General features: G+C 37.8%; 28 protein-coding genes. 7 read left to right on the plus strand and 21 right to left on the minus strand.

Features of this window, described 5'->3' with window-relative positions:
- The first annotated feature begins 1 nt into the window (after position 1).
- Entirely contained in the window at positions 2-1,540 is a 1,539-nt protein-coding gene (locus LB465_RS09875) for an Rne/Rng family ribonuclease (protein WP_224469705.1), read from the plus strand.
- 129 nt (positions 1,541-1,669) lie between these two features.
- Positions 1,670-2,146, plus strand: coding sequence for a regulatory protein RecX (locus tag LB465_RS09880; protein WP_394370929.1), 477 nt, complete (start codon positions 1,670-1,672; stop codon positions 2,144-2,146).
- A gap of 159 nt (positions 2,147-2,305) precedes the next feature.
- Here the strand turns inward: LB465_RS09880 and LB465_RS09885 are convergent, their stop codons facing one another.
- The 16 genes from LB465_RS09885 to LB465_RS09960 form a co-directional block, all read right to left on the minus strand.
- Positions 2,306-3,184: a cupin-like domain-containing protein gene (locus tag LB465_RS09885; RefSeq protein ID WP_224469764.1), complete on the minus strand. Its 879-nt coding sequence runs from the start codon at positions 3,182-3,184 to the stop codon at positions 2,306-2,308.
- Positions 3,184-4,053, minus strand: coding sequence for a cupin-like domain-containing protein (locus tag LB465_RS09890; protein ID WP_224469706.1), 870 nt, complete (start codon positions 4,051-4,053; stop codon positions 3,184-3,186). The genes LB465_RS09885 and LB465_RS09890 overlap by 1 nt, the downstream gene beginning before the upstream one ends.
- A 12-nt stretch (positions 4,054-4,065) precedes the next feature.
- Positions 4,066-5,157, minus strand: a complete 1,092-nt coding sequence (gene bioB, locus LB465_RS09895; RefSeq protein WP_224469707.1) for a biotin synthase BioB — start codon at positions 5,155-5,157, stop codon at positions 4,066-4,068.
- Positions 5,158-5,231: 74 nt separating this feature from the next.
- A complete protein-coding gene (locus tag LB465_RS09900; RefSeq protein WP_224469708.1) occupies positions 5,232-6,389 on the minus strand; it encodes a beta-ketoacyl synthase N-terminal-like domain-containing protein in 1,158 nt (385 codons plus the stop codon).
- Between the two features lie 88 nt (positions 6,390-6,477).
- On the minus strand, positions 6,478-7,071 hold the full coding sequence (locus LB465_RS09905; RefSeq protein ID WP_224469709.1) for an SET domain-containing protein: 594 nt from the start codon (positions 7,069-7,071) through the stop codon (positions 6,478-6,480).
- Between the two features lie 69 nt (positions 7,072-7,140).
- Positions 7,141-8,406, minus strand: coding sequence for an adenosylmethionine--8-amino-7-oxononanoate transaminase (bioA, locus tag LB465_RS09910; RefSeq protein WP_224469710.1), 1,266 nt, complete (start codon positions 8,404-8,406; stop codon positions 7,141-7,143).
- Between the two features lie 122 nt (positions 8,407-8,528).
- Positions 8,529-9,146 carry a dethiobiotin synthase gene (bioD, locus tag LB465_RS09915; protein WP_224469711.1) on the minus strand — a complete coding sequence of 206 codons (618 nt, stop codon included), beginning with the start codon at positions 9,144-9,146 and terminating at the stop codon, positions 8,529-8,531.
- Positions 9,147-9,168: 22 nt separating this feature from the next.
- Positions 9,169-9,582 carry a putative signal transducing protein gene (locus tag LB465_RS09920; RefSeq protein WP_224469712.1) on the minus strand — a complete coding sequence of 138 codons (414 nt, stop codon included), beginning with the start codon at positions 9,580-9,582 and terminating at the stop codon, positions 9,169-9,171.
- Entirely contained in the window at positions 9,579-10,727 is a 1,149-nt protein-coding gene (locus LB465_RS09925; RefSeq protein ID WP_224469713.1) for an aminotransferase class I/II-fold pyridoxal phosphate-dependent enzyme, read from the minus strand. Before LB465_RS09925 ends, LB465_RS09920 begins: the two co-directional genes overlap by 4 nt.
- A gap of 208 nt (positions 10,728-10,935) precedes the next feature.
- Positions 10,936-11,346 (minus strand): monovalent cation/H(+) antiporter subunit G, encoded by a 411-nt coding sequence (gene mnhG / locus LB465_RS09930; RefSeq protein WP_224469714.1) that lies wholly within the window; start codon positions 11,344-11,346, stop codon positions 10,936-10,938.
- Complete coding sequence (locus LB465_RS09935; RefSeq protein ID WP_075325587.1) at positions 11,343-11,618, minus strand: cation:proton antiporter; 276 nt, start codon at positions 11,616-11,618, stop codon at positions 11,343-11,345. The genes mnhG and LB465_RS09935 overlap by 4 nt, the downstream gene beginning before the upstream one ends.
- Entirely contained in the window at positions 11,615-12,091 is a 477-nt protein-coding gene (locus LB465_RS09940) for a Na+/H+ antiporter subunit E (RefSeq protein WP_224469715.1), read from the minus strand. The genes LB465_RS09935 and LB465_RS09940 overlap by 4 nt, the downstream gene beginning before the upstream one ends.
- Positions 12,091-13,611 (minus strand): proton-conducting transporter transmembrane domain-containing protein, encoded by a 1,521-nt coding sequence (locus tag LB465_RS09945; RefSeq protein WP_224469716.1) that lies wholly within the window; start codon positions 13,609-13,611, stop codon positions 12,091-12,093. The genes LB465_RS09940 and LB465_RS09945 overlap by 1 nt, the downstream gene beginning before the upstream one ends.
- A complete protein-coding gene (locus LB465_RS09950) occupies positions 13,608-13,961 on the minus strand; it encodes a Na+/H+ antiporter subunit C (protein ID WP_224469717.1) in 354 nt (117 codons plus the stop codon). Before LB465_RS09950 ends, LB465_RS09945 begins: the two co-directional genes overlap by 4 nt.
- A 3-nt stretch (positions 13,962-13,964) precedes the next feature.
- On the minus strand, positions 13,965-14,378 hold the full coding sequence (locus LB465_RS09955; protein WP_224469718.1) for a Na+/H+ antiporter subunit B: 414 nt from the start codon (positions 14,376-14,378) through the stop codon (positions 13,965-13,967).
- Positions 14,379-14,427: 49 nt separating this feature from the next.
- Complete coding sequence (locus LB465_RS09960; RefSeq protein WP_224469719.1) at positions 14,428-16,737, minus strand: putative monovalent cation/H+ antiporter subunit A; 2,310 nt, start codon at positions 16,735-16,737, stop codon at positions 14,428-14,430.
- A 250-nt stretch (positions 16,738-16,987) separates the two neighbouring features.
- Between LB465_RS09960 and LB465_RS09965 the strand changes: the two genes are divergently transcribed.
- Together LB465_RS09965 and LB465_RS09970 are read left to right on the plus strand one after the other, a co-directional pair.
- Positions 16,988-17,557: a DUF2975 domain-containing protein gene (locus LB465_RS09965; RefSeq protein WP_224469720.1), complete on the plus strand. Its 570-nt coding sequence runs from the start codon at positions 16,988-16,990 to the stop codon at positions 17,555-17,557.
- A gap of 2 nt (positions 17,558-17,559) precedes the next feature.
- Positions 17,560-17,766, plus strand: a complete 207-nt coding sequence (locus LB465_RS09970) for a helix-turn-helix domain-containing protein (RefSeq protein WP_224469721.1) — start codon at positions 17,560-17,562, stop codon at positions 17,764-17,766.
- A 48-nt stretch (positions 17,767-17,814) separates the two neighbouring features.
- On the opposite strand, the gene LB465_RS09975 is transcribed toward LB465_RS09970, so the two are convergent.
- The 5 genes from LB465_RS09975 to LB465_RS09995 form a co-directional block, all read right to left on the minus strand.
- Entirely contained in the window at positions 17,815-18,108 is a 294-nt protein-coding gene (locus tag LB465_RS09975) for a F0F1 ATP synthase subunit epsilon (RefSeq protein WP_224469722.1), read from the minus strand.
- A gap of 88 nt (positions 18,109-18,196) precedes the next feature.
- On the minus strand, positions 18,197-19,711 hold the full coding sequence (gene atpD / locus LB465_RS09980; RefSeq protein ID WP_079711240.1) for a F0F1 ATP synthase subunit beta: 1,515 nt from the start codon (positions 19,709-19,711) through the stop codon (positions 18,197-18,199).
- A 262-nt stretch (positions 19,712-19,973) separates the two neighbouring features.
- A complete protein-coding gene (gene glmS / locus LB465_RS09985; RefSeq protein ID WP_224469723.1) occupies positions 19,974-21,821 on the minus strand; it encodes a glutamine--fructose-6-phosphate transaminase (isomerizing) in 1,848 nt (615 codons plus the stop codon).
- A gap of 16 nt (positions 21,822-21,837) precedes the next feature.
- Positions 21,838-23,406 (minus strand): DUF4270 domain-containing protein, encoded by a 1,569-nt coding sequence (locus LB465_RS09990; RefSeq protein WP_224469724.1) that lies wholly within the window; start codon positions 23,404-23,406, stop codon positions 21,838-21,840.
- Between the two features lie 12 nt (positions 23,407-23,418).
- Positions 23,419-24,231: a glycogen/starch synthase gene (locus LB465_RS09995; RefSeq protein ID WP_224469725.1), complete on the minus strand. Its 813-nt coding sequence runs from the start codon at positions 24,229-24,231 to the stop codon at positions 23,419-23,421.
- A 110-nt stretch (positions 24,232-24,341) separates the two neighbouring features.
- Between LB465_RS09995 and panC the strand changes: the two genes are divergently transcribed.
- From panC to LB465_RS10010, 3 genes are read left to right on the plus strand one after another with little or no spacing between them, the layout of a single operon-like run.
- Entirely contained in the window at positions 24,342-25,199 is an 858-nt protein-coding gene (panC, locus tag LB465_RS10000) for a pantoate--beta-alanine ligase (protein WP_224469726.1), read from the plus strand.
- 3 nt (positions 25,200-25,202) lie between these two features.
- On the plus strand, positions 25,203-25,553 hold the full coding sequence (gene panD, locus LB465_RS10005) for an aspartate 1-decarboxylase (RefSeq protein ID WP_224469727.1): 351 nt from the start codon (positions 25,203-25,205) through the stop codon (positions 25,551-25,553).
- Between the two features lie 4 nt (positions 25,554-25,557).
- Positions 25,558-26,523 (plus strand): lysylphosphatidylglycerol synthase transmembrane domain-containing protein, encoded by a 966-nt coding sequence (locus tag LB465_RS10010; RefSeq protein WP_224469728.1) that lies wholly within the window; start codon positions 25,558-25,560, stop codon positions 26,521-26,523.
- The last annotated feature ends 36 nt before the right edge of the window (positions 26,524-26,559 follow it).

Here is a 26,559-nt window from a genome sequence, read left to right on the forward strand (position 1 = left end):
AGTGGACAAAGAATTAATTATCCGGTCCGGAACCTCTGCTGTAGATTTTGCCTTACAAAAAGATGGAAAACTTATTGAACTCAACAAGGAAGAAGACAGCAACAAATTTAATGTTGGTGATATTTTTATTGCTAAAATTAGAAAAGCTGTACCCGGGTTAAATGCCGCATTTGTTAATGTTGGCTACGAGAAAGATGGTTTTTTACACTATCACGATCTCGGCCCCCAGGTTTCTTCAATGCTTAAGTTCATAAAACGTGTAAGCACAGGTAAACAAAAAGATTATTCCTTAAAGAATTTTACATTCGAAAAGGATATTGACAAAGACGGAGTTATTACAGATGTCTTAAAGTCAAATCAGTCGCTATTGGTTCAGGTTGTAAAAGAACCTATTTCTACCAAAGGCCCGAGAATAAGCTCAGAGCTTTCTATCGCGGGTCGTTATATCGTACTGGTCCCTTTTTCTAATCGAATTTCAGTTTCACAAAAAATTGAAAGCAAAGAAGAAAAAGACCGGTTAAAAAGATTGGTAAAAAGCATTAAACCCAAAGGTTTTGGGATTATTGTAAGAACTGTAGCCGAAGGCAAAAAAGTAGCAGAACTGGATAGAGATCTTCAAAATTTGATGGATCGCTGGACAGGAATGTGTAAAAAGATGTATAAGCCACATCATCCCTCTAAAGTACTTGGAGAATTAAACAGGGCATCGTCCCTGTTAAGAGACATTTTTAATGACTCTTTTACTTCTATTACTGTAGACGACGAGACGCTTTATACACAAATTAAAGACTATGTGGGCGAAATCGCCCCGAGTAAAGAATCGATTGTTAAGTTATATCAATCTAATGTTCCAATTTTTGAAAAATACGGTATCGAAAGACAAATAAAAACTTCATTTGGGCGCACCGTCTCTATGAGCAAAGGCGCCTACCTGGTAATAGAACACACAGAAGCTATGCACGTTATAGACGTGAATAGTGGTAACCGTTCTAACAAATCCAGAAACCAGGAAGATACTGCATTAGAGGTGAATATGATTAGCGCCACAGAAATAGCCCGGCAATTAAGATTGCGTGATATGGGCGGCATAATTGTAGTAGACTTCATAGACATGGGTAAAGCCGAAAACCGGAAAACCCTGTTTGATCACCTTAGAAACGAAATGAGTGACGACCGTGCAAAACATAAGATTTTGCCGCCGAGTAAATTCGGATTGATACAAATTACAAGACAACGCGTAAGGCCGGAAATGAATATTAAAACCCGTGAGGATAACCCTAACGGAACTGGTGAAATTGAAGCACCAATACTTTTAATAAACAAAATGAAAACCGACCTGGAAAAGCTCATTAAGAAAGATCACAAAAAGATCACCCTGAGCGCGCACCCATTTATTGCAGCCTTTTTAACTAAGGGCTTTCCATCTCCCCGCTCCCAATGGTTTTTAGACCATAAGCGCTGGGTTAAAATTTTACCAAGAGACGCTTACACGTACATGGAATATCATTTTCACGATAAAGAGGGAAATGAGATCCTTTAAAACAAACGCCTTTCGTTATTTCGGAAGGCGTTTTTTTATGATATATCCTGAAATTCCTTCTTGCTTTCCCGCCTGTTAATTTCTACTTTTAATACTATTTTTGAATCCTGAAATCTTCAATTTTAAATCTTGAAAGAACCCCAGAAATCTTATTCGGTTAAAGAAGCTACCGTCAAACTGATGCAGTTCTGCGCATACCGCGACCGTTCTCATAAAGAGGTAGAAGAAAAATTAAGGGAAATGAATATGATCCCTGCTGCCCAGGAACAGATTATTATGGAATTAATGCAGGAAAATTTTTTAAATGAAGAACGCTTTGCACGAAGTTTTGTTCGGGGGAAATTCAGAATAAAAAAATGGGGAAAAATAAAGATCGAGCAGGAATTGAAATTCAGGGAAATTTCTGCCCCAATAATTAAAATAGCCCTTACCGAAATTGATCAGCAAAAATATATCGCCACCCTATACGAACTAGCCGAAAAGAGACTCAGACTCCTCAAAGAACCCAATAAATTTAAAAAGAAACGCAAATTAGCCGATTTCCTGCTTCGCAAGGGCTATGAAAGTAGTTTTGTGTATGAAACAACAAACGAGCTGTTAGAATAACCCTGGTAGATTATTCGAATGCGTTGAGAGAGATGCCATCGCGAGAGAAGGAACTAAGCGTGGCGATCTATGGTTTTAAATAAATTGATTGGATTACTAAGAAAAGATTTCCAAGTCGGATAGTGCCTTATCAATGAGTAAAGTATATAATTTTTAAGGCTAAATTTTATTCTTTCTATGCGTTCTTTTAATAGCCTCTTCATTCTTATAATCTATCCACTTCTGCCCTTTCAATTTCCGCATATAATTATCAAAATTACGCATCACCACCAGGTTATAAACGGCTTTAGAAAAATTGGTAAGTGTTCTTGGGGTAGCCCTTAAACTCATAGAAAAACCAGGTGTTAAATATGTCATTTGATGCCAATAACCTTCAGGCATATATAGAGCTTCGCCGTGATTTAATTCAGTAACATATCCTTTTGCTTTTCTTAGTACGGGAAATTTCTTAAAATCAGGATTATTAAAATCAATATCCTCCCTTGAAATTAACGCGTGTGGAACTTTATAGAGATATTTAGTTTGAGAAGGCGGATAAATTATACATTGCTTTTTTCCGTGGAAATGAAAATGAAGAATATTCGCAAAATCAATATCGTAGTGCATAAATACTTTAGAATTCTCTCCTCCAAAAAATAAAGTTGGCAGCTGCTTGAGAAAGCGAATTCCAAGATCTGGAAACTTAAAATCTTTTTGCAAAGCAGGCACCTCTTTCAACAAATGATAAAGAAAAATTCGGTAATTAGTAGGTTTCGATTTTAGCAGATCTATATAATCTGCCATCTTCATTTCGGTATGGGGCTCGTTAAATTTCTGTTTTGAATTTATTGGGCGATCGTCATAAAGCGGCACCACTTTTTCCCCCGCCACTTCTTTAATATAATCTAAATTCCATCTTTGTTTAGCCGGCCAGTCGTCTGTCAAATTCTCTATTACCACAGGTTTTTGCGGCCTAACATAATTTTCTAAAAATTCTTTCTTAGAAATATTCTTGAGCCTTTGTATAGGTTCTAAATGCAAGCTTTCTTCGTTCTTCATCATTCAATTCCGGCACTTCTGTGCGTGTTTTCAATCGCTTTTCTATTCTTGTAATCTATCCAATCCTGACCTTTAATCTTACGCATTAAATTGTCATAATTGCGAGTTATAATCAAATTCTTAAGCACTTCGGCAATGCGTCCCGGTTTTTGAGGCAAAGACCTTAGTGTCATTGATAAACTGGCCGTTTCATATTTTATAAAATGCCACCATTTACTGGGAATATAAAGTGCTTCCCCGTGTTTTAACCGGGCCTCGAAGCCTTGTGCTTGGGCCAGCGCCGGATACTTTTCAAAATCTGGAGCGTCCATATTTATAATTTCCATACTAACTATGGAATGCGGCACATGATACAAAAATTTAGTTTCCGAAGGAGGATAAAGGATTACTCTTTTTTCCCCAACAAAATTAAAATGGAAATTATTGGCGAGATCCATATCATAATGCATTACAACACTACTCCCCTCACCACCTACAAACAAAACAGGCAACTTTTTAAAGAATTTTACACCAAGGTCGGGATATTGAAAATCATCAATTAATTCAGGGCAGTTCTGCAGCAGGTTAAAGAAAAACATCCTAAGATCTGTAGGGCCTTTTTCGAGGATATCTATGTACTCCCGCATAGGAATTTTCTTTGCGGGACCGTGGGAACTTTGCCTGCCTTTTGCCGGTTTCCCATCATAAAGCGGCACTACAACCTCCCCTACTTTTTCCTTGAAATAATCGAAATCCCATTTTTCAGTCGCCGGCCAGTCGGCAGAAAGTTCTTCAAAAACAACCGGTTTTTCGGGAATAAAATAGTCTTTCAAAAAATCTTCTTTTGAAAGGGATTTAACCCGCGGAATGTCTTGCAGATTCAGTTTCAATATTTTGAATTATTATGCCTTGGCTTTCCGTTTTTGTTGCGCTTCCAAATTACGCTCAATCTTATGCCCGGGTCTGGACCATTTTGGTTTTTCACCCAAATTCTGATATTTAGATTCTTCAGCTGAAACACTTTCAGGTTGCTCTTTTTTCTCAAAAGCTTTCTGAGGGTTCAAGCCTAAAGATTTAAACAATTCCATATCCTCGCTTACATCGGGATTTGGTGTAGTAAGCAATTTATCTCCGGCAAAAATTGAATTTGCTCCGGCAAAGAAGCACATCGCCTGTCCTTCCCTGCTCATATTTGTTCTTCCGGCAGAAAGCCTTACCTGGGTTTCAGGCATCACAATTCTGGCGGTTGCTACCATTCTTACCATTTCCCAAATAGAAACCGGCTCCTGCTCTTCCATTGGCGTTCCTTCGACAGGAACTAAAGCGTTAATTGGCACAGATTCCGGCTGCGGACTTAAAGTAGACAAAGCAACTAACATTCCCGCACGGTCGTCTGCACTTTCGCCCATTCCTATAATTCCACCACTGCAAACCGTTACATTGGTTTTTCTAACGTTCCCAATAGTATCTAATCTATCCTGGTAACCACGGGTAGAAATTACTTCTTTATAATATTCTTCTGAAGAATCTAAATTATGGTTATAAGCATACAAACCGGCTTCAGCAAGTCGCTGCGCCTGGTTTTCGGTAATCATTCCCAGGGTGCAACAAACTTCCATATCAAGTTTATTAATGGTTCTTACCATTTCCAAAACCGAATCGAATTCTTCCCCATCCTTTACATTTCTCCAGGCCGCACCCATACAAACACGTGAACTTCCCGATGCTTTTGCACGCAAAGCCTGGGCTTTCACCTGATTTACACTCATAAGATCGTTGCCTTCAACGTTGGTGTGATATCTCGCTGCCTGTGGGCAATACCCACAATCTTCCGGGCAGCCGCCGGTTTTTATAGAAAGTAAAGTTGAAACCTGTACTGTGTTGGGATCGTGATGTTCCCGGTGTATGGTGGCTGCCTCATAAAGCAGCTCCATTAAAGGTTTATTATATATTTCGAGGATTTCTTCTTTTGTCCAGTTATGTCTTGTAGCCATAAAAATAGATTTGAATTCAAAAATAAATAAAACTGGGCTTTAATAGGCCCTCAGCGAAGAAAGTTTTCAAAGCTTTATTTCTTGCTTACTAAAATTGAGACCGCGTTGCCGCCAAAACCCACGGCATTCACTAAAATATTCTCCAGTCTGGCCGGAGCTTCACTAATCTCTGAAAAAGGAACTTCTATAAATTCCTGATGCTGCAGCATCAACACAGCCAGCTCCAGATTTAGAATTCCCGAAGCAGCAAAAGTATGTCCGAGTTTCCATTTATTGCTCGTCATTGCCGGAGTATTTTCACCAAAAACAGCTTTTATGGCGTTAACTTCTGAAAGGTCACCCTTTAAGGTGCCCGGTGCGTGCATCACCACCGCGTCAATTTCTGAAAGTTCTTTTTCTCCAATGGCCATTTTCATCGCTTTCTGCAGTGATTCACCTTTTTCCGAAATTGAAACGCTGTGTTTTAAAGTTTCAGTAGCATAACCAATTCCGGTAATTTTTGCGATCGTTTTTTCTGAATTTTTATCCTGAAGTGCCAAAATCCCTGCAGCTTCCCCTAAAACCATAGAATTTCGCGTTTTTTCCATATCCAATGCTCGGCAAGGAAAATCAAGATCTTCAGAAGCATAAATTTTCATCGCTTTCATTTGTGCGATGGTAAAAGGCGTAAGTGCAGCTTCGCTCCCACCGGCAAGGAATTTATCGGTAAAACCAGCCTGCATCCATGCAATGGAGTTTACTACAGAATGTAACCCGGTAGAGCAGGTTACACTGTGAGAAAATTCAGGTCCTTCGTTTTGAAGATCTTGTGAAACCCAGGAAGAAATATTTCCCAAAGTGGTTGACGGGGAAGCCTGAGTTGCAGCTTTCCCGGTTTCTATAAATTCTTTATGATATTTCTCGAATAAGCCTGTAGCTCCACGCGAACTACCAATATTAACCCCGATATTTTTCTCGCTTTCCCAACCTGCAACTTTAATAGCTTTTCTTGCGGAAAAGGTGGCGAATAAAACCGAATCGTCTAATTTTTTGTAATTGGTATTTTCATTTCTAAGTGATTCAATTTCAGCTTTAAGATTTTCGGGTAAAAAAGCGGCAAAAGCTTCGGCCTTACCGAATAATTTTTTGGTAATAAAATGTTTCTGATTTTTATAATTGCTCCATATTTCTGCCGGGGACTGTCCCAGGGCAGAGACAGAACCAAATGAAGAAATAAATACCGGTGATTTCAAAAGTGATAATTTTTTCAGCAAAAATACGGTCTGTTGTATCAATCACTAAATATTCAGCCTAAAAATATTGATTAAAATTGAACAGGATTTAAGAACCTTCACGCTGATAATAAAGGTTCAAAATAGAATCCATTTCTTTTTCACCCAAAAGAATTTTTTGCAACTCTAACTGGATTCCTTCAGAAACAAGTTCTATAAGCGGCTGATAAACTTTTTCGAATTTCTGAATAGATTTCTGCAAAATCCCGTCCCATTCTTTGTGATAATTAACCAAATCGTCGGGATAAACCTTTGTCCTGGAAGTGTTTTCTTTGTAAGGTTCAAAAGTTTCATCAAGGTTCAAATATCCATAATCGTCAGTCAACTCTTCGCCAACTTTAATTTCCCTTATTGCGATCTCAAATCCGTAGGCGGTAGAGAAGCAATTGGAATTAAAACTATGGTTTACATATTTCGCCAAATCCCAGCAAAGCACCAAATCGCCAAAACGATTGCGAAAAGCATATTTTTCCAGCATCTGTAAACTTGTAGGATGAAGTCTTTCAATCTGGGAAGAATAGAAAACGTGATCTAAATCGTCCTGGACCCAGGTAATAGTACCTTCGGGGATATTTTTGGTAGCTACCACGCCGTAACCCACTTGTTCACTTATAAAGCGCAACTCGGTATCTGGATGCATCATAATCGTGAAATTTTAATTCTAATGTAACCAATTAAAGCTTTGCTTTTAAGACACTTATGAATTTTATTACTAAAATTTATCCATCAAATCTTCGATAACAGTATAGATTTTATCCAGTTCAGGTTGGGATATAGTAAAAGGAGCCAGAATATAAATGGTATTGCCAAGGGGTCTTAGAAATACGCCATTATCCATAAAATGCTTAAAAAGCTGGTTTCTAAGATTGCCGTAACGCTCCATTTTTACATTAAGATCAAAAGCATATATCACACCCAGCTGCCTACGATTGGTAACTTTTGGATGATTTTTTATTTTTTCGTCAAAAGCCTGGTGCGATTTAATTACCGATTTTATTTTCTGCTGAATTTCTTCGGAAACCAGTAATTCTATCCCGGCAATCGCTGCAACACAAGCCGGAGGATTCGCAGAATAAGTATGCCCGTGAAACAGCCCTTTTGAAATATCTTCATCATAAAAAGCATCATATACTTTTTGCGAACAAGTGGTTAAACCCATAGGCAGCAAGCCGGCGGTCAGGGCTTTGGAAAGACACATCACATCGGGTTTGGTTTCCATATAATCTGAAGCAAAATATTTCCCGGTTTTCCCAAAACCGGTCATTACTTCATCGGCCACGCAAACAATGTCATGCTCTTTGCAAATTTTCAGGATTTCATTCAATCCAGCAGCATCGTGCATTTTCATTGCCGCAGCGCCCTGCACTAAGGGCTCATATATAAATCCTGCAATATTGTTTCCGGAAATTAGTTCTTTCAGTCCCGAAATAACATCTTTATTATTTTCTCCGAACGGAACCGGGATTCGTAAAACCTCTATAAAATGTTCTTCAAAAGCACCGTTATAAACCGAGAGCCCGGAAACCGACATCGCGCCAAATGTATCTCCGTGAAAACCCTCTTCGAACGCCAGCATCACATTTCGATTGTTCCCCCTGTTATGGTGGTACTGCAAAGCCATTTTTATTCCGATCTCAGTAGCCGTGGAACCATTATCATTGAAAAACAATTTTTGTTGATTCCCCGGTAAAATCTTTATCAATTCTTCTGAAAGTTTTACCGCGGGTTCGTGGGTAAATCCGCTAAAAACCACCTGGTCCAGATTTTGCATTTGCGCAGCCACTTTCCCGGTAATATAGTCGTTGCAGTGACCATACATTGCAGTGTACCAGGAAGCGATACCGTCTATATACTCACTGCCGTCTTCAGCGTAAAGAATACTTCCTTTTGCTTTTACAATGGGTAGAGCTTCAGGGGAAATCTTATGTTGGTTTAGCGGGTGCCAAAGGTGTTTTTGGTCGCGGGTGGTTAGGTTCATTATTTTTATTATAAGGTGTTAAGCGTAATTGCGATTCCGATTATGATCGGGAGAAGCAATCTGCAAATTGATGATATTTGACGTAGAGATTACTTCACACCGTTCGTAATGACGAGCAATTCTTATTTTAGTTTTTCTCTAAAAATTTCAGCGTATTCTTTAACTACGTTTTGATCAAAATAAGGTTCCTGTTCTACTCTTCCAAGAATGGGAACACCGCTCATTTTTTCAATAATGGTTTCGGTAGATTTATTTTCTTCTCCCGAAAAGATTATTCCGAAGCAATTCAATCCGCGGGATTTTAGCGCTTCAATGGATAACAAAGTATGATTTATACTTCCGAGATAATGACGAGAAACTAGAATTATTCGGTCTTCCTTCTGCATTAAATCGGCAATGGTTTCATTGTCGCTAATTGGGACTAGTAAACCTCCAGCCCCTTCAACAACAAGATTATTCTTTGTCTTAGGACGTATTATTTTTTTTGAAATGATCTTTACGCCATCAATTTCAGCAGCGGCGTGAGGACTCATAGGTGTATTTAAAGCAAAACTATTCTTATGAAAAACGGTCTCTTTATTTGAAACCAATCTTTCAACTTTATGTCTATCAGAATTATCGAGATCGCCGGCCTGAATAGGCTTCCAATAGTCGGCTTCCAGGGCTTCGGTAAGAATTGCCGAAACGATGGTTTTTCCTACTTCGGTCCCTATTCCGGTAATAAAATAGTTATGCTTCATTTTTAAAATTATTCTATGCTGGTTATTTTAAAGTAAATTTCTCTTCACAATTTTCACAGTGATAATCGTACTTGTAGTGAATTGGAAGAGCGAAGGTGAGAAATGAAAATAGAAAAGCAAAGAAAGAGCGCACATCTTTAATATGCGTGTAAACTTTTACCCTAATGCTGTCACAATTAGGACAAACCACCCGGTTTCCATCATCGTCCAGGGAATAATTATGAATTTCGTTTAAAATTCCCCGGGCACGTTCTTCATCATCTGCACGAACATTAAGTTTTATACCGCCAATTGCCTGACTAACCAAAGGATCGGTGTCAATAAGCACCTGATCTGCCAGAAATACCTCGATGCCTTCAGATTGTAATTTTCCCTTTACAATTTGGGCTTCAGAAGAATACTGAAACCTGGCAATGTTGACAAAAGTGTTTTTCATGATAGTAATTTAGCGAGATTTTTTAAAACCCCGCTGATATCATTTTCAGAATTAAAAGAATGCAGGCAAAACCTGAGTCGTTCACTGCCTTTTGGAACGGTTGGCCAAAGAATTGGTTTTACTTCAAAACCTTCTTTTCTCAAACTTTCTGCAATATTCTTCACTTGCTGATTTCCGGGAATTATACAGCTTTGAATTGCTGAGTTACTTCCCAGAAAACCTTTTTGTAGATCATTTTTTATAATCTCTTCTTTAAAAAACCGGATATTTCTTTTTAACTGCTGAATTTCCAGAATTCCGGTTTTAAATTGTTGATAAACCGCTAAAATTGTGGCTACCGAATGTGGTGGTAAAGCCGTGGTATAAATAAGACTTCGGGAAAAATTAACCAGATAATCTTTTAAACTCTTACTGCCTAAAATTACCGCCCCGTGGCAGCCGGGTGCTTTTCCGAAAGTATTTAAACGCGCAAAGACTTTCTCCTGAATTCCTGATTCCTGAACCAAACCCTCTCCCTTTTCACCAAAAATTCCGGTAGCGTGAGCTTCATCTATGATTAAAAAGGCTCCAAATTCTTCTGAAATTTTAGCCAATTCTTTTAGTGGAGCCATATCGCCATCCATTGAAAAGACCGATTCGGTTACGATATATCTTTCGGTGTTTCCAGGTTTTGAAAGCTTCTCGAGCTTCTTTGTCAGATCTTCAGCATTATTATGATTGAATTTATAGGTTTTAGCATTGCTCATCGTAATACCATCCCTTATTGAAGCATGTACGAGTTCATCATAAAAAATAAAATCGCCGCGTTTAGGTACGGAAGCGAAAAATCCAATATTCGCATCGTAACCTGAATTAAGAATAAGCGCAGCTTCAGTTTGATGAAATTCTGATAGAAATTCTTCAGCTAAATCATAAATCTTGTGATTTCCGGATAGCAACCTGGAACCGGTAGCGCCATTCTGAAGTAAATTATTTTCTTTTAAAATTTGATGTGCCTGATAATAGATTTTTTCAGAAGAAGCTAATCCTAAATAATCATTGGACGAAAAATCTATAAGTGAAGAAGATTTTTTTAGGCTCCGGAAAGCATTTTCCTGCTTTCGCTTCTCTAAACTTTGCGCTAATTTTAAAGGGAGGTCTTGCATAAATGTAAACTACCTCGGGGCATGCCCTAAAAGGTGTTATTGAAAAAATATCTTGCTTTCGAGACAAATCTCAGAGCACTTAAATCTCGATTATCGAGTAAAATTACAACTTTAACCGATCAAAGTATAAAATTAGCTTTAGCCTTAATGCAGGTTATGGTTAACAAAGTAGCTGATGGAAAAAGAACGAAAATGAAAGACTAAATTCTTATTTTATGATATCATCATTTTTTGTGTGATCTATATTATTTCCAGGTGTATCATCTATTTCACTTTTTAAAACGTGGGAATTTCTCTGATATTTACCTCTAAGATCGTCTATAACAGAGCCTTTCCACAATTTAACACCCATAAAATAAGAAGCTCTTCCTATTAAATGGGCACTTACCGGTGCGGTTAGAAAGACAAAAAGAATAATAACCAGTGATCTGGAGGTAGCGGATAAATCGTTAAAGAAAACGGCTGTCCCCACTAAAATAAGGCCCACACCAAGCGTAGCAGCTTTGGTGTTCACCGAAATCCTCATATAAGTATCGGGCATTCTTACAAGTCCGATTGCCGAAAGCAGCACGAACAATGTTCCTAAAGTGACTAATATTACTATAATTACTGAACTCATTTTTTTCTGTTTCGTTTTTCAAGATAATAAGAGAAAGCCACAGTACTCAAAAAAGCGATTAAAGCCAGTATCATGGCTGTATCTAAAAATGTAGATCTTCCGTGAATAATACTGTAGACCCCAATAATACCAATACCGGTAGTTATAAGTACATCCAGAGCAATAATTTTATCGGCAATGCTGGGTCCTTTTATAAATCGGTAAACTATTAAAAGCACCGAAAAGGCCAAAATTGGCAAAATAATATAATATAAATAATCTGTTAGCGTCATTTCAATATTTCCAAAATACGTTTTTCAAATCCGTTTTTAATACCTTCAATAAATTCTTCTCTATCGGTTATATACATACTGTGTACATAAAGCACTTTTTTATCGTTAGAAACGTCAAGGCTGAGTGTTCCCGGCGTAAGTGAAATCATATTGGCCAGAAAGGTTATTCCCATGTCACTTTTTATGCTTAATGGTACTTTCACAATACCGGGTGTCATTCTAAATCCTGGGGTAACCACTTCGTATGCCACCTGAAGGTTAGCTTTGAATAATTCCCACAGAAAAAAGAAAAAAAATGCAATTAATTTAGGTATAATAGTAAAATAGCGTGCATCACTATTCCCTCTTGTAATCACCCACAAAATGAAGAAATTCAACACAAATCCAAATATGTAGTTCTGGAAGCCAAAATCTCCTGTAAGGGCTACCCATACAAAGGTGAGTAATAAGTTAGAAACAAACCTGTTCTTCATTATTCGGATTTTTGTGTATTAAGTACCGCGTCTATATATTGTTGATTATCTATTAATTCTGATGCGATTCTAGCCGAAAGTGTTTGAATATGCTCCGCTCCAAAACCTATATACAAGGAAACCAGGCTTAAAAAAACAATTGGCACTATTATCTGAACTTTCTTTATATTCCTTATTTTATGATAATACCTAAACTTTGGTCTTTCAGGAATTTCGGTAGCATCTTTCCAGAAAACCTCGGCCCAAAGTTTCGCGATTACTACCAAGGTAATAAAACTTGCAAAGATTATAGCGGCAAGGCTCCAGTAACTTCCTGATTCAAAGCTAGCGGTGATCAATGATATTTTTGGCCAAAAACCTGATAAAGGCGGAATACCCACTAAAGAAAATAACGGGATGAACATCAATAAACTTAACTTGGGATAATTAGCATAAAAACCACCCAAAGCTCGCATACTGTTAGAACCTTTTATTCTATAAATAAGTCCGCTAATCATAAATAAATTGGTCTTCACTACAATATCGTGTACCAAATAGAAAATTGTACCTGCAATAGCTACTTCGGTAAACATTCCCAAACCAATAATCATATAACCAATATGACAAATGATTAAATAGGAAAACACTTTCCTTATATTATTCTGAACCAGCGCTCCTAATGCTCCACTAAAAAGGGTGAAAATAGCCAGCACCAACAAAATTTGGTCAAGGAAAACATCATCTACAAAAATTAGAGTAAAGACCCTAACTAAGGCATAAACCCCAACTTTAGTAAGTAAACCACCAAAAATAGCCGATACTGCTGAAGGCGGTGTATGGTAGGAAGCCGGCAACCAGAAATACAAGGGGAAAAGCGCCGATTTAATTCCGAAACCAATTAGAAATAAAATTGCAGTAATTTCTACAAGCGCCCTGTTTTCTACAGCAGCCACTTTATTGGCAAGATCGGCCATATTGAGGCTTCCGGTTAAACCGTAAAGCACGGCAATTGCTGTTAAAAAGATCATTGACGCAAGGAAATTCAGCGTAAAATATTTTACCGCTCCTTCCAGCTGAGCCTTTTCCCCACCAATGGTAATTAGTACAAACGAACTAATAATAATAATTTCAAACCAAACATAAAGGTTAAAAATATCTCCGGTTAAAAAAGCTCCTGTAAGTCCTAGAAGTAAGAAATGGAAAATAGGAAAATAACCAAATCTCAATCTATCGCCAATCACTGAGCCAGAAGAAAATATGGAAACTGCCAAACCGGCAATAGAGGTTAACAAGACCATTGTAGCCGCAAAAGTGTCAGCTATAAAAGTGATCCCAAAAGGAGCTTCCCAATTCCCGGCTTGCACCGTTTGGGTTCCGTTATTCCAGATATACGCAAAAACACCAATACTAACAGCAAGGTGCACCAGGCTTCCTAACATACTAATTACACGCTGCGCATTGATCTTCCTCCAAAAAAACATGAGGATGATAGCCAATAGCATTTGCAGCAGTAAAGGATAAAGTATTAATTGTTGTGTCATGAATCTTCGTCTGTTGCGTTCATTTCGTCCAGATCATCGGTTTTTACAACTTTATGTGCCCTTTTCACAAGAATAATGGCAAAAGATTGTAAACCGAAACTAATTACGATTGCGGTTAATATTAATGCCTGCGGAACAGGATCTGCATAGGCTTCTAAAAAAACCTTGGATTCTTCAGGAATAATCGGCGGTGCTCCTTCGGTTATTCTTCCCAGCAGAAAAATAAGAAGGTTTGCCCCGTTACCTAAAAGGATAATCCCAATAATGAGTTTCACCAAACTCCTGCGCAGAATCATATAAATACCCGCGGCATACAGAACCCCTATAATTATCGCTAAAAGAATTTCCATAAATTAAGCTGATTCTGAAATTGTAAATATTATTGTGAGGGTGACCCCAATTACTACCAGGTAAACCCCAATATCAAAAAATAAAGCAGAGCCCACACTCCCGATAACCGGAAAAGGTTCCGGAAACCAGAGACCCGTCATAAAAGGATCGTCTAAACCTATTACCGGAGCCAAACCGCTAATAAAAGCAAGACCTAAGCCTACAGGCATCAAAAATCCCGGATGAAACCTTAATAGACCTTTGGTATTATCAAGTCCGTTAGCAAAAGCGTGCAAAACAAAAGCTATTGCAGCTATAAGTCCACCAACAAAACCTCCACCAGGCAAATAATGCCCACGCAATAAGATAAAAACAGAGAACACCAGCAATAACGGCAAAAGGTAATTGGAAGCTGTTCTTAATATTAAGGTTTTCATTTATATAAATTTTTCTTAGGCCAAAAATTACTGGCCTTTATAGTTCTTTTTATTGTGACCTATCAGTGCTTTTTAATCTCAGTTTTAATAATCCAAAAACTCCAATTGCTGAGATAGACAATACCGCAATCTCCATAAGCGTATCAGTACCCCTAAAATCTACCAGGATAACATTTACAACATTTTTCCCCTGAGCCATTATATAGGCATTTTTCGCATAAAAATCGCCAATTTCACTATTTGTAGGTTCCGCAAGCACCTGTAAAGCCAATAAGCATATTACCGTTCCAAGAGCCACTGATAAAACTCCGTCCCTAATTCGCATTTTATAATCTGAAAGGGTAAGGTATTTTGGTAATCTATAAAGTACCAATACAAACAGAATAACTGTAAGGGTATCAATTGAAAACTGCGTCATTGCCAAATCTGGTGCACTGTAGAAAACAAAAATTAAACAGATAGCCAGACCTACAACTCCCATTGCGGCAACTGCAGCAAGCCTGGATTTTGTAAATACGGTATAGAAAACTCCGGCAATTAATATAATAACCACGGCGAGCTCGTAAGCTGTAACTTCAGAAAGTTGACGATAGTCTATTAACACGGTTGGATTTCCAAACATAACATATCCCACTAATACCACGAGAAACAAAACAATAGTGGTTACATAATTTCGTAAATATCCATTTTGAAAAACATTGGTCCAGAATGCTGAAAATACACTGAAATAATGCGTTCCCTTTTCCGTAATGCTTTTTGGAGAAATAAACTCCAACTTTCCTATCCTGCTTTCCAGTTTTGCTGAAGGTTTCAGGAAGAAATACAAGAAGATTCCGACTGCAATGGTAATTGCACTCAAAAGTAAAACGGTATTGAAACCGTGCCATAACGCAAGGTGATAATCTGAAGCATCTGCGCCTAAAGAAGAAACCACAGGTTTAACCAGGGCAGATTCAATAAGCATTGGGAATATCCCGAATAGAATTCCTAAAACAGCAAGGATAATTGCAGGTGCCCACATTAAAAATCCGGGCGCTTTTACATCTTTATGAGCATCAGGCAGTTTACCTACAAACGGTTTAATTCCGGCTACAAAACCGGCCCAAAGCAATAATATCTTCGTTAAAACAATTGCGATCACAATTATAATCGTAAAAGTTTCAGCGTGCATACTTGCTTCGTAAGTGAGTTCTTTTCCGAGGAAACCTACCGATGGTGGGATACCCGCACTGGAGATCGCTGCCAAAATACCGGCAATCGCAACAGGCATCATAATTTTTCGCAATCCGCCTAATTTGGTGACATCCCGGGTTCCGGTCTGGTGATCTATAATTCCCGTAACCAAGAATAAAGTAGCTTTATAAAGCGCGTGAACTATTATAAAAACCGCTGCAGCAAGGAAAGCAGCTTTTGTTCCCAAACCAATTAAGAAAACTAAAATCCCAAGCGCTGAAATGGTAGAATAAGCTAAAACGCCTTTAAGATCTGTTCTAAAAAGAGCGTGTATTGCAGAGTAAACCATTGTGATTCCTCCCACAATTATTAATGTTATGTTCCAGAATTCCTGATCCCCCAAAACCGGCGTAAAACGCATGAGCAAGTAGATTCCTGCTTTTACCATCGTGGCTGAGTGTAAATAAGTAGAAACCGGAGTTGGTGCTTTCATCGCACCGGGTAACCAGAAATGAAAAGGAAATTGCGCCGACTTGGTAAATGCAGCCACAAAAATAAAGATCACCGCCAGGATGTAATATTCACTGCCAGCAATAGCTTCTTTCATACTTAGCATTTCAGAAATGCTGTAAGTGCCGGTAATACTACCCAGCAACAAAGCTCCTGCTAATAAGAAAAACCCTCCAAAACCGGTAATTCCTAAAGCGGTTAAAGCCGATTTTCGGGAAGCCGGGTTGGTATTATTAAACCCGATTAAGAAGAATGAACTTATACTGGTTAATTCCCAAAAAACAAAAAGTGAGATAAGATTGTCTGAAAGCACCAAACCAAGCATGGCTGCCATAAACAAGCTCAGATATCCGTAGAAACGGTCAAGATACTTATGCCCTCTAAGGTACGATGCGGTATATGCAAAAACCAGGAAACCAATCCCGGTGATCATCAATGAAAAAAGAAGGGAAAGCCCGTCTAACTTAAAACTAAGGTCTACTCCAAAAGCAGGAACCCATTGGTAAGTTTTAGAAATTATTTCTCCAGAACTTATCTGCGGAATAAAACTTGCAAAATATGCAAAAAGTCCACCCGGAATAAGTGCGGAAAGAACGGCTAATTTCCCCCTGAAGAACTTTCCTGCAAAAACCAGGAATATTGCAAATAAAAAACCTAAAAGTATTGCTGCTAGCATATATTTTCTCTCAAAAAGTCCGTTCCCCGCAAATATAAGAGATATTATTTAAGTTTTACAGCCAAAGCAAGGTTTAACCGCCGAAGCTTATCCGATTTAATAGCTTCTTATTTTTAATCATTATAAAAACCCTGTTTCTTAGCAAACTTCTTAAAATGCTAAAAATAATTTATCGATATCATTTTATAAAGTTATTGTTTTTCGATAATTTAATGTAGGTTTGTTATCGCAAAACGATAATTATACACTAATGAACAAAAATTCCCTTTTGAATATTGCTAATTTCCTTTGTCAATTCTACAAAGTATTAATTGCAATTGCGATAATTATCACTACTACGATTTTTATTCATTTTCAATTTGATAAAGATTCATATAAGGAATGGAAGATAGAACAACCGGAAAGTGATTCGCCAATACGGTATGAAACAACAGATGTTGTTGGAGAAAATCCTATCGGAGATCAAAAATTAAAACTGAGCGACTGGAGATTCCTTTCTTTATATTTTTCTTATTTAAAGTTTATAGCTATCCTAATTTTAAACTATCTAATTATAACTCAATTTGGAAAAGTACTTAAATCTGTTAGAGAACTAAAAACTTTTCATCAAACCAATGTAGAAGCTTTTCGAAAAATTGGCTATTACTGCCTACTAATAACAGGACTTTCAACATTTAATTATTGGGCATTTAATGAATATACCAAAACTTCCTTTTCAGTTTCCATTAATGTCCTGCTCCTTTCCTTAATTGCCTTTATTCTAGCTGAAATCTTCAAAGAAGGAAATAACCTAATGGAAGAAAATCAACTTACTATATAGCTATGCCAATCATTATAAATCTGGATAAGATCCTGGAGGAACGCGGTATGAAAAGCAATGAACTGGCGGAAAAAATAGGAATTACCACAGCTAATCTTTCAATTTTAAAAACCGGGAAGGCAAAAGCGGTGCGGTTTTCCACTTTAGAATCTATTTGCGAAGCTTTAGATTGCCAGCCGGGAGATATTTTAGAATATACCAAAAACTAAAAAAGCCAGGCACTTGCCCGGCTTTTTCTATATTAAATTTCCTGAAAGTTAATCGGCCAGAATAATGGCTTTGTTGTCTTTCATTTCTAAAACACCACCTTTTATGGTGTAATAAAGAACATTGCTATTTGCAGAATCCTTTCTAAATTCTTCAGAAAGTTCATCGTCCAATTCTTTATTAGAGGCAGCAAGTTGAATTTTAACTTCACCTTCAACCAATGTAGAAACTATAGGCGCGTGATTGTTCAGCATTTGAAATTCCCCATCGTGACCGGGAACTTTTACTGCATCAACATCAGCTTTAAAAACTACCGCTTCAGGAGTTACTATTTCTAAGTACATATTTTTTAGTTTGTGTTTACAGCTTTCGGTAACAACACAGAAATTTCTGCGTAATGTTTACCTAGAAAGAACTGCATACTAAAATAAATTAGTCTTCTTCAGCCAACATTTTCTCACCGGCCTCGATCGCTTCTTCAATGGTTCCTTTAAGGTTAAAGGCAGATTCAGGAAGGTGGTCTAATTCCCCGTCCATAATCATATTAAATCCTTTAATAGTTTCTTTAATATCAACCAAAACTCCTTTTAAACCAGTAAACTGCTCGGCTACGTGGAAAGGTTGAGAAAGAAAACGTTGTACACGTCTTGCACGAGATACGGCAAGCTTATCTTCTTCAGAAAGCTCTTCCATACCCAGAATAGCAATAATATCCTGCAATTCTTTATAACGCTGTAAAAGCTCTTTTACTCGTTGTGCACATTTATAATGATCGTCACCTAAAATATCGGCAGTAAGAATTCTTGACGTAGATTCTAAAGGATCTACCGCAGGATAAATACCAAGCTCGGCAATTTTACGTGAAAGTACCGTTGTAGCATCCAGGTGGGCAAAAGTAGTTGCCGGCGCCGGATCCGTAAGGTCATCTGCAGGAACGTAAACCGCCTGTACAGAAGTAATAGATCCGTTTTTAGTTGAAGTAATACGCTCTTGCATCGCACCCATCTCTGTTGCCAAAGTTGGCTGGTAACCTACCGCTGAAGGCATACGCCCTAGAAGTGCAGACACCTCTGAACCGGCCTGTGTAAAACGGAAAATGTTATCTACGAAGAAAAGAACGTCTTTCCCCTGGCCTTCTCCGGCTCCATCACGGAAATATTCAGCAATAGTTAATCCAGAAAGCGCTACACGAGCACGTGCTCCAGGTGGCTCGTTCATTTGTCCGAAAACGAAAGTTGCTTTAGAATCCAGCATAGCAGTTTTATCTACTTTCTTAAGATCCCATCCGCCTTCTTCCATAGATTCAGAAAAAGCATCACCGTATTTTATAATACCAGATTCAAGCATTTCTCTAAGAAGGTCATTCCCTTCACGAGTACGCTCTCCTACTCCGGCAAATACCGAAAGACCACCGTGGCCTTTGGCAATATTGTTAATTAATTCCTGTATAAGTACTGTTTTACCAACACCGGCACCACCAAAAAGACCAATTTTACCACCTTTTGCATAAGGCTCAATAAGGTCAATTACTTTAATCCCGGTAAATAAAACTTCTGTAGAAACAGATAAGTCTTCAAATTTTGGCGCTTCCCTGTGAATGGACATACCGGCTTTTCCGGCTTTAGGCAAATTCCCAAGTCCATCAATAGCATCACCTACCACGTTAAACAAACGGCCATAAACTTCTTTACCAACCGGCATTTGAATAGGCGCACCTGTTGCTACTACTTCAACCCCACGGCTTAAACCATCGGTAGAATCCATAGATACTGTTCTCACTGTTTCTTCACCAATGTGAGATTGCACTTCTAAAATTAGAAGGGAACCATCTTTTCTGGTGATTTCCAAAGAATCGTAGATTTTTGGCAATTCAGCATTCTCTGAGTCGAACACAACATCAACTACAGGGCCAATAATTTGGGCAACTTTACCTGTTACTTTAGACATTATTTAATTCTTTAATGTTTTCGTATTTAAAATATCTGAAACACTCAATGTAATAATTCACAATGTGTTAAAATAGAACAAGGGTATTTTCAGGCTGCAAAGATAGTTTTTTCTTAATAAAATCATACCTCTCTTAAAATAACTTTTTTGCTGATTCTCAAAGCCGGCAAAAATAAGTTTTAAAGCATCATTCTGAAGCAAAAAATCCCTCCTGAAAAAATTCAAAAGGGATTTTTATACTCTTATTATTTATTATGAAAGTTTATTCAACCGTAACCGATTTTGCCAAATTCCTTGGCTGGTCTACATTTTTCCCGAGCATTACCGCAATATGATACGATAACAACTGAAGTGGGATAGTTGTAAGAAGCGGTGTAAGCGGTTCTAACGTTTCAGGCACCTCAATTACGTGATCGGCAAGATCGCGCACTTCGGTATCACCTTCAGTAACGATCGCGATAATTTTACCGCTTCTGGATTTTATTTCCTGAATATTACTTACCACTTTTTCGTAATGTCCTTTTTTGGTTGCAATAACCACCACTGGCATTTCTTCATCGATAAGCGCAATTGGGCCGTGTTTCATTTCGGCAGCAGGATATCCTTCCGCGTGTATATAAGAAATCTCCTTTAACTTAAGTGCGCCTTCTAAAGCAACCGGGAAGTTAAATCCTCTACCTAAATAAAGACAGTTTCTAGCGTCTTTATAAATATCGGCAATCATTTTTATGTGCTCATCACCTTTCAGTGCTTTTTCGATTTTTGAAGGAATACGTTCCATTTCCTGCAAATAGGTCATGAAATCTGTATTAGAGATCGTACCGTTATGTTTTGCAAGTTTTAGCGCCATTAAAGTCAACACTGTAATTTGAGTTGTAAAAGCCTTTGTTGAAGCCACACCTATTTCAGGCCCAGCGTGAGTATAAGCACCCGCGTGTGTTTCCCTGGAAATAGAAGAACCTACTACGTTACAAACTCCAAAAGCAAATGCGCCTTTTTCTTTGGCAAGTTTTATAGCCGCCATAGTATCGGCAGTTTCTCCACTTTGGGAAATAGCTATAATTACATCTTTTTCTGAAATAATAGGATTACGATACCTGAATTCTGAAGCATATTCTACTTCTACAGGAATTCTCGCAAGCTCTTCAAAAATATATTCGGCTACCAATCCAGCGTGCCAGCTGGTACCGCAAGCAACGATAAGAATACGTTTTGCATTAGCAATACGCTCCAGGTTATCATCTACCCCGGCCATTCTTATTAAACCTTCATCCGCTAACATTCTACCGCGATAAGTATCCTTAATTGCGGTTGGTTGTTCGTAAATTTCTTTAAGCATAAAGTGCTCGTAACCACCTTTTTCTATTTGCTCAAGATTAAGTTGAAGTTCCTGAATATAAGGATCTACCAAAGTGTCATCTTTAATCTTTCTAACCTTAACCTCTTTACCTCTTCTTACCACCGCCATTTCACCGTCTTCCAGGTAAATTGCGTTGTTGGTATACTCAATAAATGGAGAGGCATCTGAAGCGATAAAAAATTCGTCTTCCCCAACTCCAATAGCTAGCGGGCTACCTAAACGTGCCACAACAATTTCATCGGGTTTGGTTTTGTTATAAACCGCAATAGCGTAAGCGCCAATTGTTTGGTTTAAGGCGATTTGTACCGCTTTTCCCAATTTAACGCCTTCGTTAATAATTACATCTTCAATAAGATTTACCAAAACCTCGGTATCGGTATCACTTTCAAAAGTATAACCACGAGTTTTTAATTCCTTTTTGAGGGCATCGTAATTTTCTATAATTCCATTATGAATAATTACAATATCTCCAGAATTTGAGTAATGCGGGTGAGAATTCACATCGTTTGGCACGCCGTGGGTTGCCCAACGTGTATGCCCAATAGCTACATTTCCATTGGTAGTTATAGTGTTTTCAAGTTTTTCTTTTAGATCGGCAACTTTCCCTTTGGTTTTACAAAGTTTAAGTTCCTCTCCATCGTAAATCGCTATCCCAGCACTATCATATCCCCGATATTCCAGTCGCTGGAGTCCTTTTAAGACAACGGGATAAGCATCCCTATGCCCAATATATCCTACAATTCCGCACATAGTATATTGGTATTATTTAATTATTAATTTCTGTATAGTAAATTCTAAGTTTTAATCTTTTTTCCTCATCATCTGAAAGGTTTCCGTGCAACACAGTTCCTTTAGGACTAATAATCCCCATTGCAGGATAGAACTTTACATTTTCAGTATTTCTAACCGCTGAGTTATTGGTGATATTAATATTTTGAGTAATAGCTAATCCTAATCTTACATTATCTGCATCGCCTTCAATAATATTAGTTACGTGCTGAGTAAGATTGAGTTTATAACGTACTCCGTTTTCATCCTCATCAATTTCCAAGGGTGTAGAGAAAGAAGTAAGCGAAGTAGATGGACTATTTTCATTACCGTCTTGCACAAAGTTCATGGCAAAACTGTAATCGGCTATAATTCTGTTATCATCTAAATTATATAAATAAAGACGTGTAGGCTGATCAATCCCACTTACAAAATCCTGATCTACATAAAATGTAAGGTTAGCTTCGTTAATTAGCCACTCATTTTCTCTAAATGCTACTATTTGCTCTTCATTTTCAAAAAGCTCAATCACAGCCATAGTTCCTTCACCTCCATTAAGGAAAAGTTTTTCTGCTCCAGATTCTTCATTGCTTTCTTCTATAGCCTGCAACACATCTCCCGGATATTCACCTAAAAATGTATTTACAATGGTACTTCCAAAATTCAACGCGTAACTTCTGGGGCTTCTTAGCGTTTCAATATCTCCATCATCATTGGTAGTTTCCACTTCAGTAGTATAAAAAAGCTCAATGCCAGCGTCGCCAGACTGAAGGTTAAACAACATCATTGTACCATCTTCAGCAGTTGCCTCCGCTTTAATAAACATTCCGCGCAAATAATTTTTGAAATTGTTATTATTGCTAAGCACACTAGAACCTTCCTTATCTATTATTTTCTCCTGGAAATAGTCTACCGGTAATTTAATTCTTAAAGCAGGGCCAGAACTTATAGTATCCTGCACCCCTTCATCATTTTCTTCATAAGAAACGATGGCTTGGGGAGAGGGTATAAAATTTTCATTTTCATAAATTACTTCTCCAATAAGGTTTTGCTCAAACAAGTCTTGTTGATCTGAATAATACTTTTGACGATCTTGAAAATCGGCTTCAGGATCTAAAGTATTCAGAAAATAATTAGATTCCTGAAGTGAAATTTTAATCGGCGTATTTCCATAAACCGAATCTAAAACGTACTCTATATTTCCGTCTGTATCTAAATCTCCTTCTGTACTAAAGTAAGGAATGGTTAAAACCACACTATCAAGCTCTGGCTCCACACCAAAAGTAGGATTATTAGTAGGCAAAGAAATCTGGCTAAGTATGCTTGCCGTAGTTTGCCCGTAAATTGGGTGATTATAAACACCAAGTAAATGGTTTCCCAGATTATTGGTTTGTACTGAGTTCAGTTTTTTACTGTAAGCAGTTACTTCAACTTCTTCCAGCTCTAGGTTACTCGGGTTTTCTATAATTTCTCCGCCAACGGTGCTATATTCATCATCACAGGCCACAAAAGCAAAAACAACAACAAATAAAGTTGCTGTTTTATACATCATTCTCATTAAATTCATTCGATAAAATTTCTATTCAGATAAAACTTCGTTTATGTAAAAATCCTGATAAGCCTGGCTAAATTCTTCCCTGTTTTTATACGGAAGCAAAGGCTTATTAAGCTTGCCAAGGTATTTTGAAAGATCTTCAGGAATACTTTCACCTGCAGTAATGATAGCATCTGAATGATCTGCCGCAAGCTTCATTAAATTAACGTAGTTTGGGGTTTTTAAATGTTTTATATCTTCTTTTTCCATCCCGTCATACAAAACTTTCTCCTGCATATTCTCATCTAACGTTCCTTCGAAGTCTTGATTGTATACAGAGGTAACAATTTTTGCACCACTAAATAACGGCTCATTCCCATAATAACGTCTAAGGTATAGCGGAAGCAGAGATGCCAGCCAGCCGTGAACGTGAATTATATCGGGAGACCAGTTTAATTTCTTAACGGTTTCTATTACTCCTTTGGCAAAAAAGATGGCTCGTTCGTCGTTATCATCAAACATATTGCCTTCCTCATCGGTAAGCGTAGCTTTTCTTTTAAAATAATCTTCGTTGTCAATAAAGTAAACCTGCATTCTCTCCTTTGGGATCGAAGCTACTTTAATAATCAACGGCATATCCAGGTCATTAATCACCAAATTCATCCCCGACAGTCTTATCACTTCGTGTAACTGGTGGCGACGTTCGTTGATGTTACCAAACCGGGGCATAAAAATTCTAATTTGCCCTCCAATATTATTTACCATTTTTGCGGCTTCAAAAGACGTGGATGATATTTCGGTTTCGGGCAGGTAAGGAATAACTTCAGATGATACGTACAATATCCTCTTATCTTTCATAAATTGATTGCTTTAATTGCGATTGCGAACAAAAAACACGCAAAATTACAAAAATTTATGCAGATTGCTGGTAATATATTAAGTTTGCACGCTGTTAATTTTATAATAAAATGCAGGTTTTCAAAGAAAAAACCCCTTTAAAAGCGGCGATTAAAGCCGAAAAATCTAAAGCCAAAACCATTGGTTTGGTACCTACCATGGGTGCTTTACACCACGGCCATTTATCTTTGGTTAAACAAGCTTTACAATCATGTGATCGGGTGATTATCAGCATCTTTGTAAACCCAACCCAATTTGACAATCCCGCCGATCTTGAGAAATATCCACGCACTTTAGAACAAGACATTAAGCTCCTGAAAGAAGCCAGTGAGAACCTCTGGGTTTTTGCTCCTACCGCGAACGAATTATACGGTGAAAACATAAGCTCTGAGCAGTTTAATTTTGACGGTTTGGAGCAAGTAATGGAAGGAAAATACCGAAACGGACATTTTGACGGCGTGGGGACCATAGTTAAAAGATTGTTTACTATCGTTGGACCACACAAAGCATTTTTTGGTGAAAAGGACTTTCAGCAATTACAAATTATAAGAAAGTTAACCGAAAAAGCAGAACTTCCGGTAGAAATTATTGGCTGTCCTATTTTGCGAGAGGATAACGGTTTAGCAAGGAGTTCAAGAAACGAAAGGTTAAATACAGATCAGCGTGAAAAAGCTGCTTTTATTTATCAAACGCTTCTTCAAACCAGGGAATTATTTGGCACAAAAAGTGCAGATTATATCCACGATTGGGTAACAGAGCAATTTAAAAATCATCCCGTTCTAGAATTGGAATATTTTGAAATTGCAAACACCCAAACTTTAAAAAAAATTAACCGAAAAAGAAAAGGTAATAATTACCGCGCTTTTATAGCGGCTTATGCCGGCGATATTAGACTTATAGATAATATTGCTTTAAATAACGAAGAATAATCTATGCAAGTTCACGTAGTAAAATCTAAAATACACAGAGTAAAAGTTACAGGCGCCGATCTAAATTATATTGGAAGCATTACCATAGACGAGGATCTTATGGATGCTGCGAATATTATTGAAGGCGAAAAAGTTCAGATTGTAAATAATAACAATGGCGAACGTTTAGAAACTTACGTAATCCCGGGACCAAGAAATTCTGGAGAAATTACTTTAAACGGTGCTGCGGCAAGAAAAGTTGCTAAAGGCGATATTTTAATCCTTATTGCTTATGCGATTATGGATTTTGAAGAAGCAAAAGCATTCAAACCTTCCCTGGTTTTCCCAAACGAAGAAACCAATCTATTGAGTTAATCAGTTGAAGAAAAAGATAATTAAAATACTCAAAATTATACTCCCATTATTATTGGGAGTTTTTTTAATCTGGTATTCTCTTAAAAGCGCCACCCCACAAGAACGGGAGGAGTTGTGGCAAAATATTTCAACGGCTAATCCGTGGTTTTTGTTACTTTCCATGCTTTTTGGAGGTCTTTCTCACCTTTCCCGCGCATACCGCTGGAAATTTATGCTTGAGCCCCTGGGCTACAAACCTAAGTTAGCCAATAGTTTTATGGCGGTGATGGCCGGATATTTGGCTAATTTTGGAATTCCGAGATCTGGAGAAGTCCTTAGAGCGGCCAGTCTTTCTACTTACGAGAAAATCCCTTTTGAAAAAGCCTTTGGGACTATTATTTCAGAAAGAATAGCCGATGTAATCGTGATGCTTAGTATAACAGCCATTACTTTATTTCTTCAAACCGAACACCTTCTCGCTTATTTTAAAGCCAACGAAATTAACCCATTATTTAGCGTGGGAATTCTTTTAGTGCTAATATTACTCGGGGTTTTAGGACTTCAAATTATTAAGAGATCTCAACTTTCTTTCCTGGTTCGCATTAGAAAAATGGCTAGGGGCCTTCTGGAAGGAATGCGTAGTATTTTAAGAATGAAACAAAAATGGGCGTTTATATTTCACACCCTCTTTATCTGGCTGATGTATATTCTTATGTTCTACGTGATTGTATTTTCAATACCTGGACTTGACAATACTGAATTTTCAATAATAATGGCAGCATTTGTTGTAGGTTCTTTTGCTATTTCTGCAACAAATGGTGGAATTGGTGTTTACCCCGTTGCAATTGGTGCAATCCTGATGCTTTTTGGTATTTCTAAACAAAGTGGCGAAGCTTTTGGCTGGCTTACCTGGGGAACGCAAACCGTGCTGGTATTGATTCTAGGCGGACTTTCCTTCATATTTCTTCCTATTTTCAACCGTCAAAAATAATATATATCTTGTGTAGGTTAAACAAAACCTAACACC

It is taken from the genome of Salegentibacter lacus (assembly GCF_020164555.1).
Taxonomy (GTDB): domain Bacteria; phylum Bacteroidota; class Bacteroidia; order Flavobacteriales; family Flavobacteriaceae; genus Salegentibacter; species Salegentibacter lacus.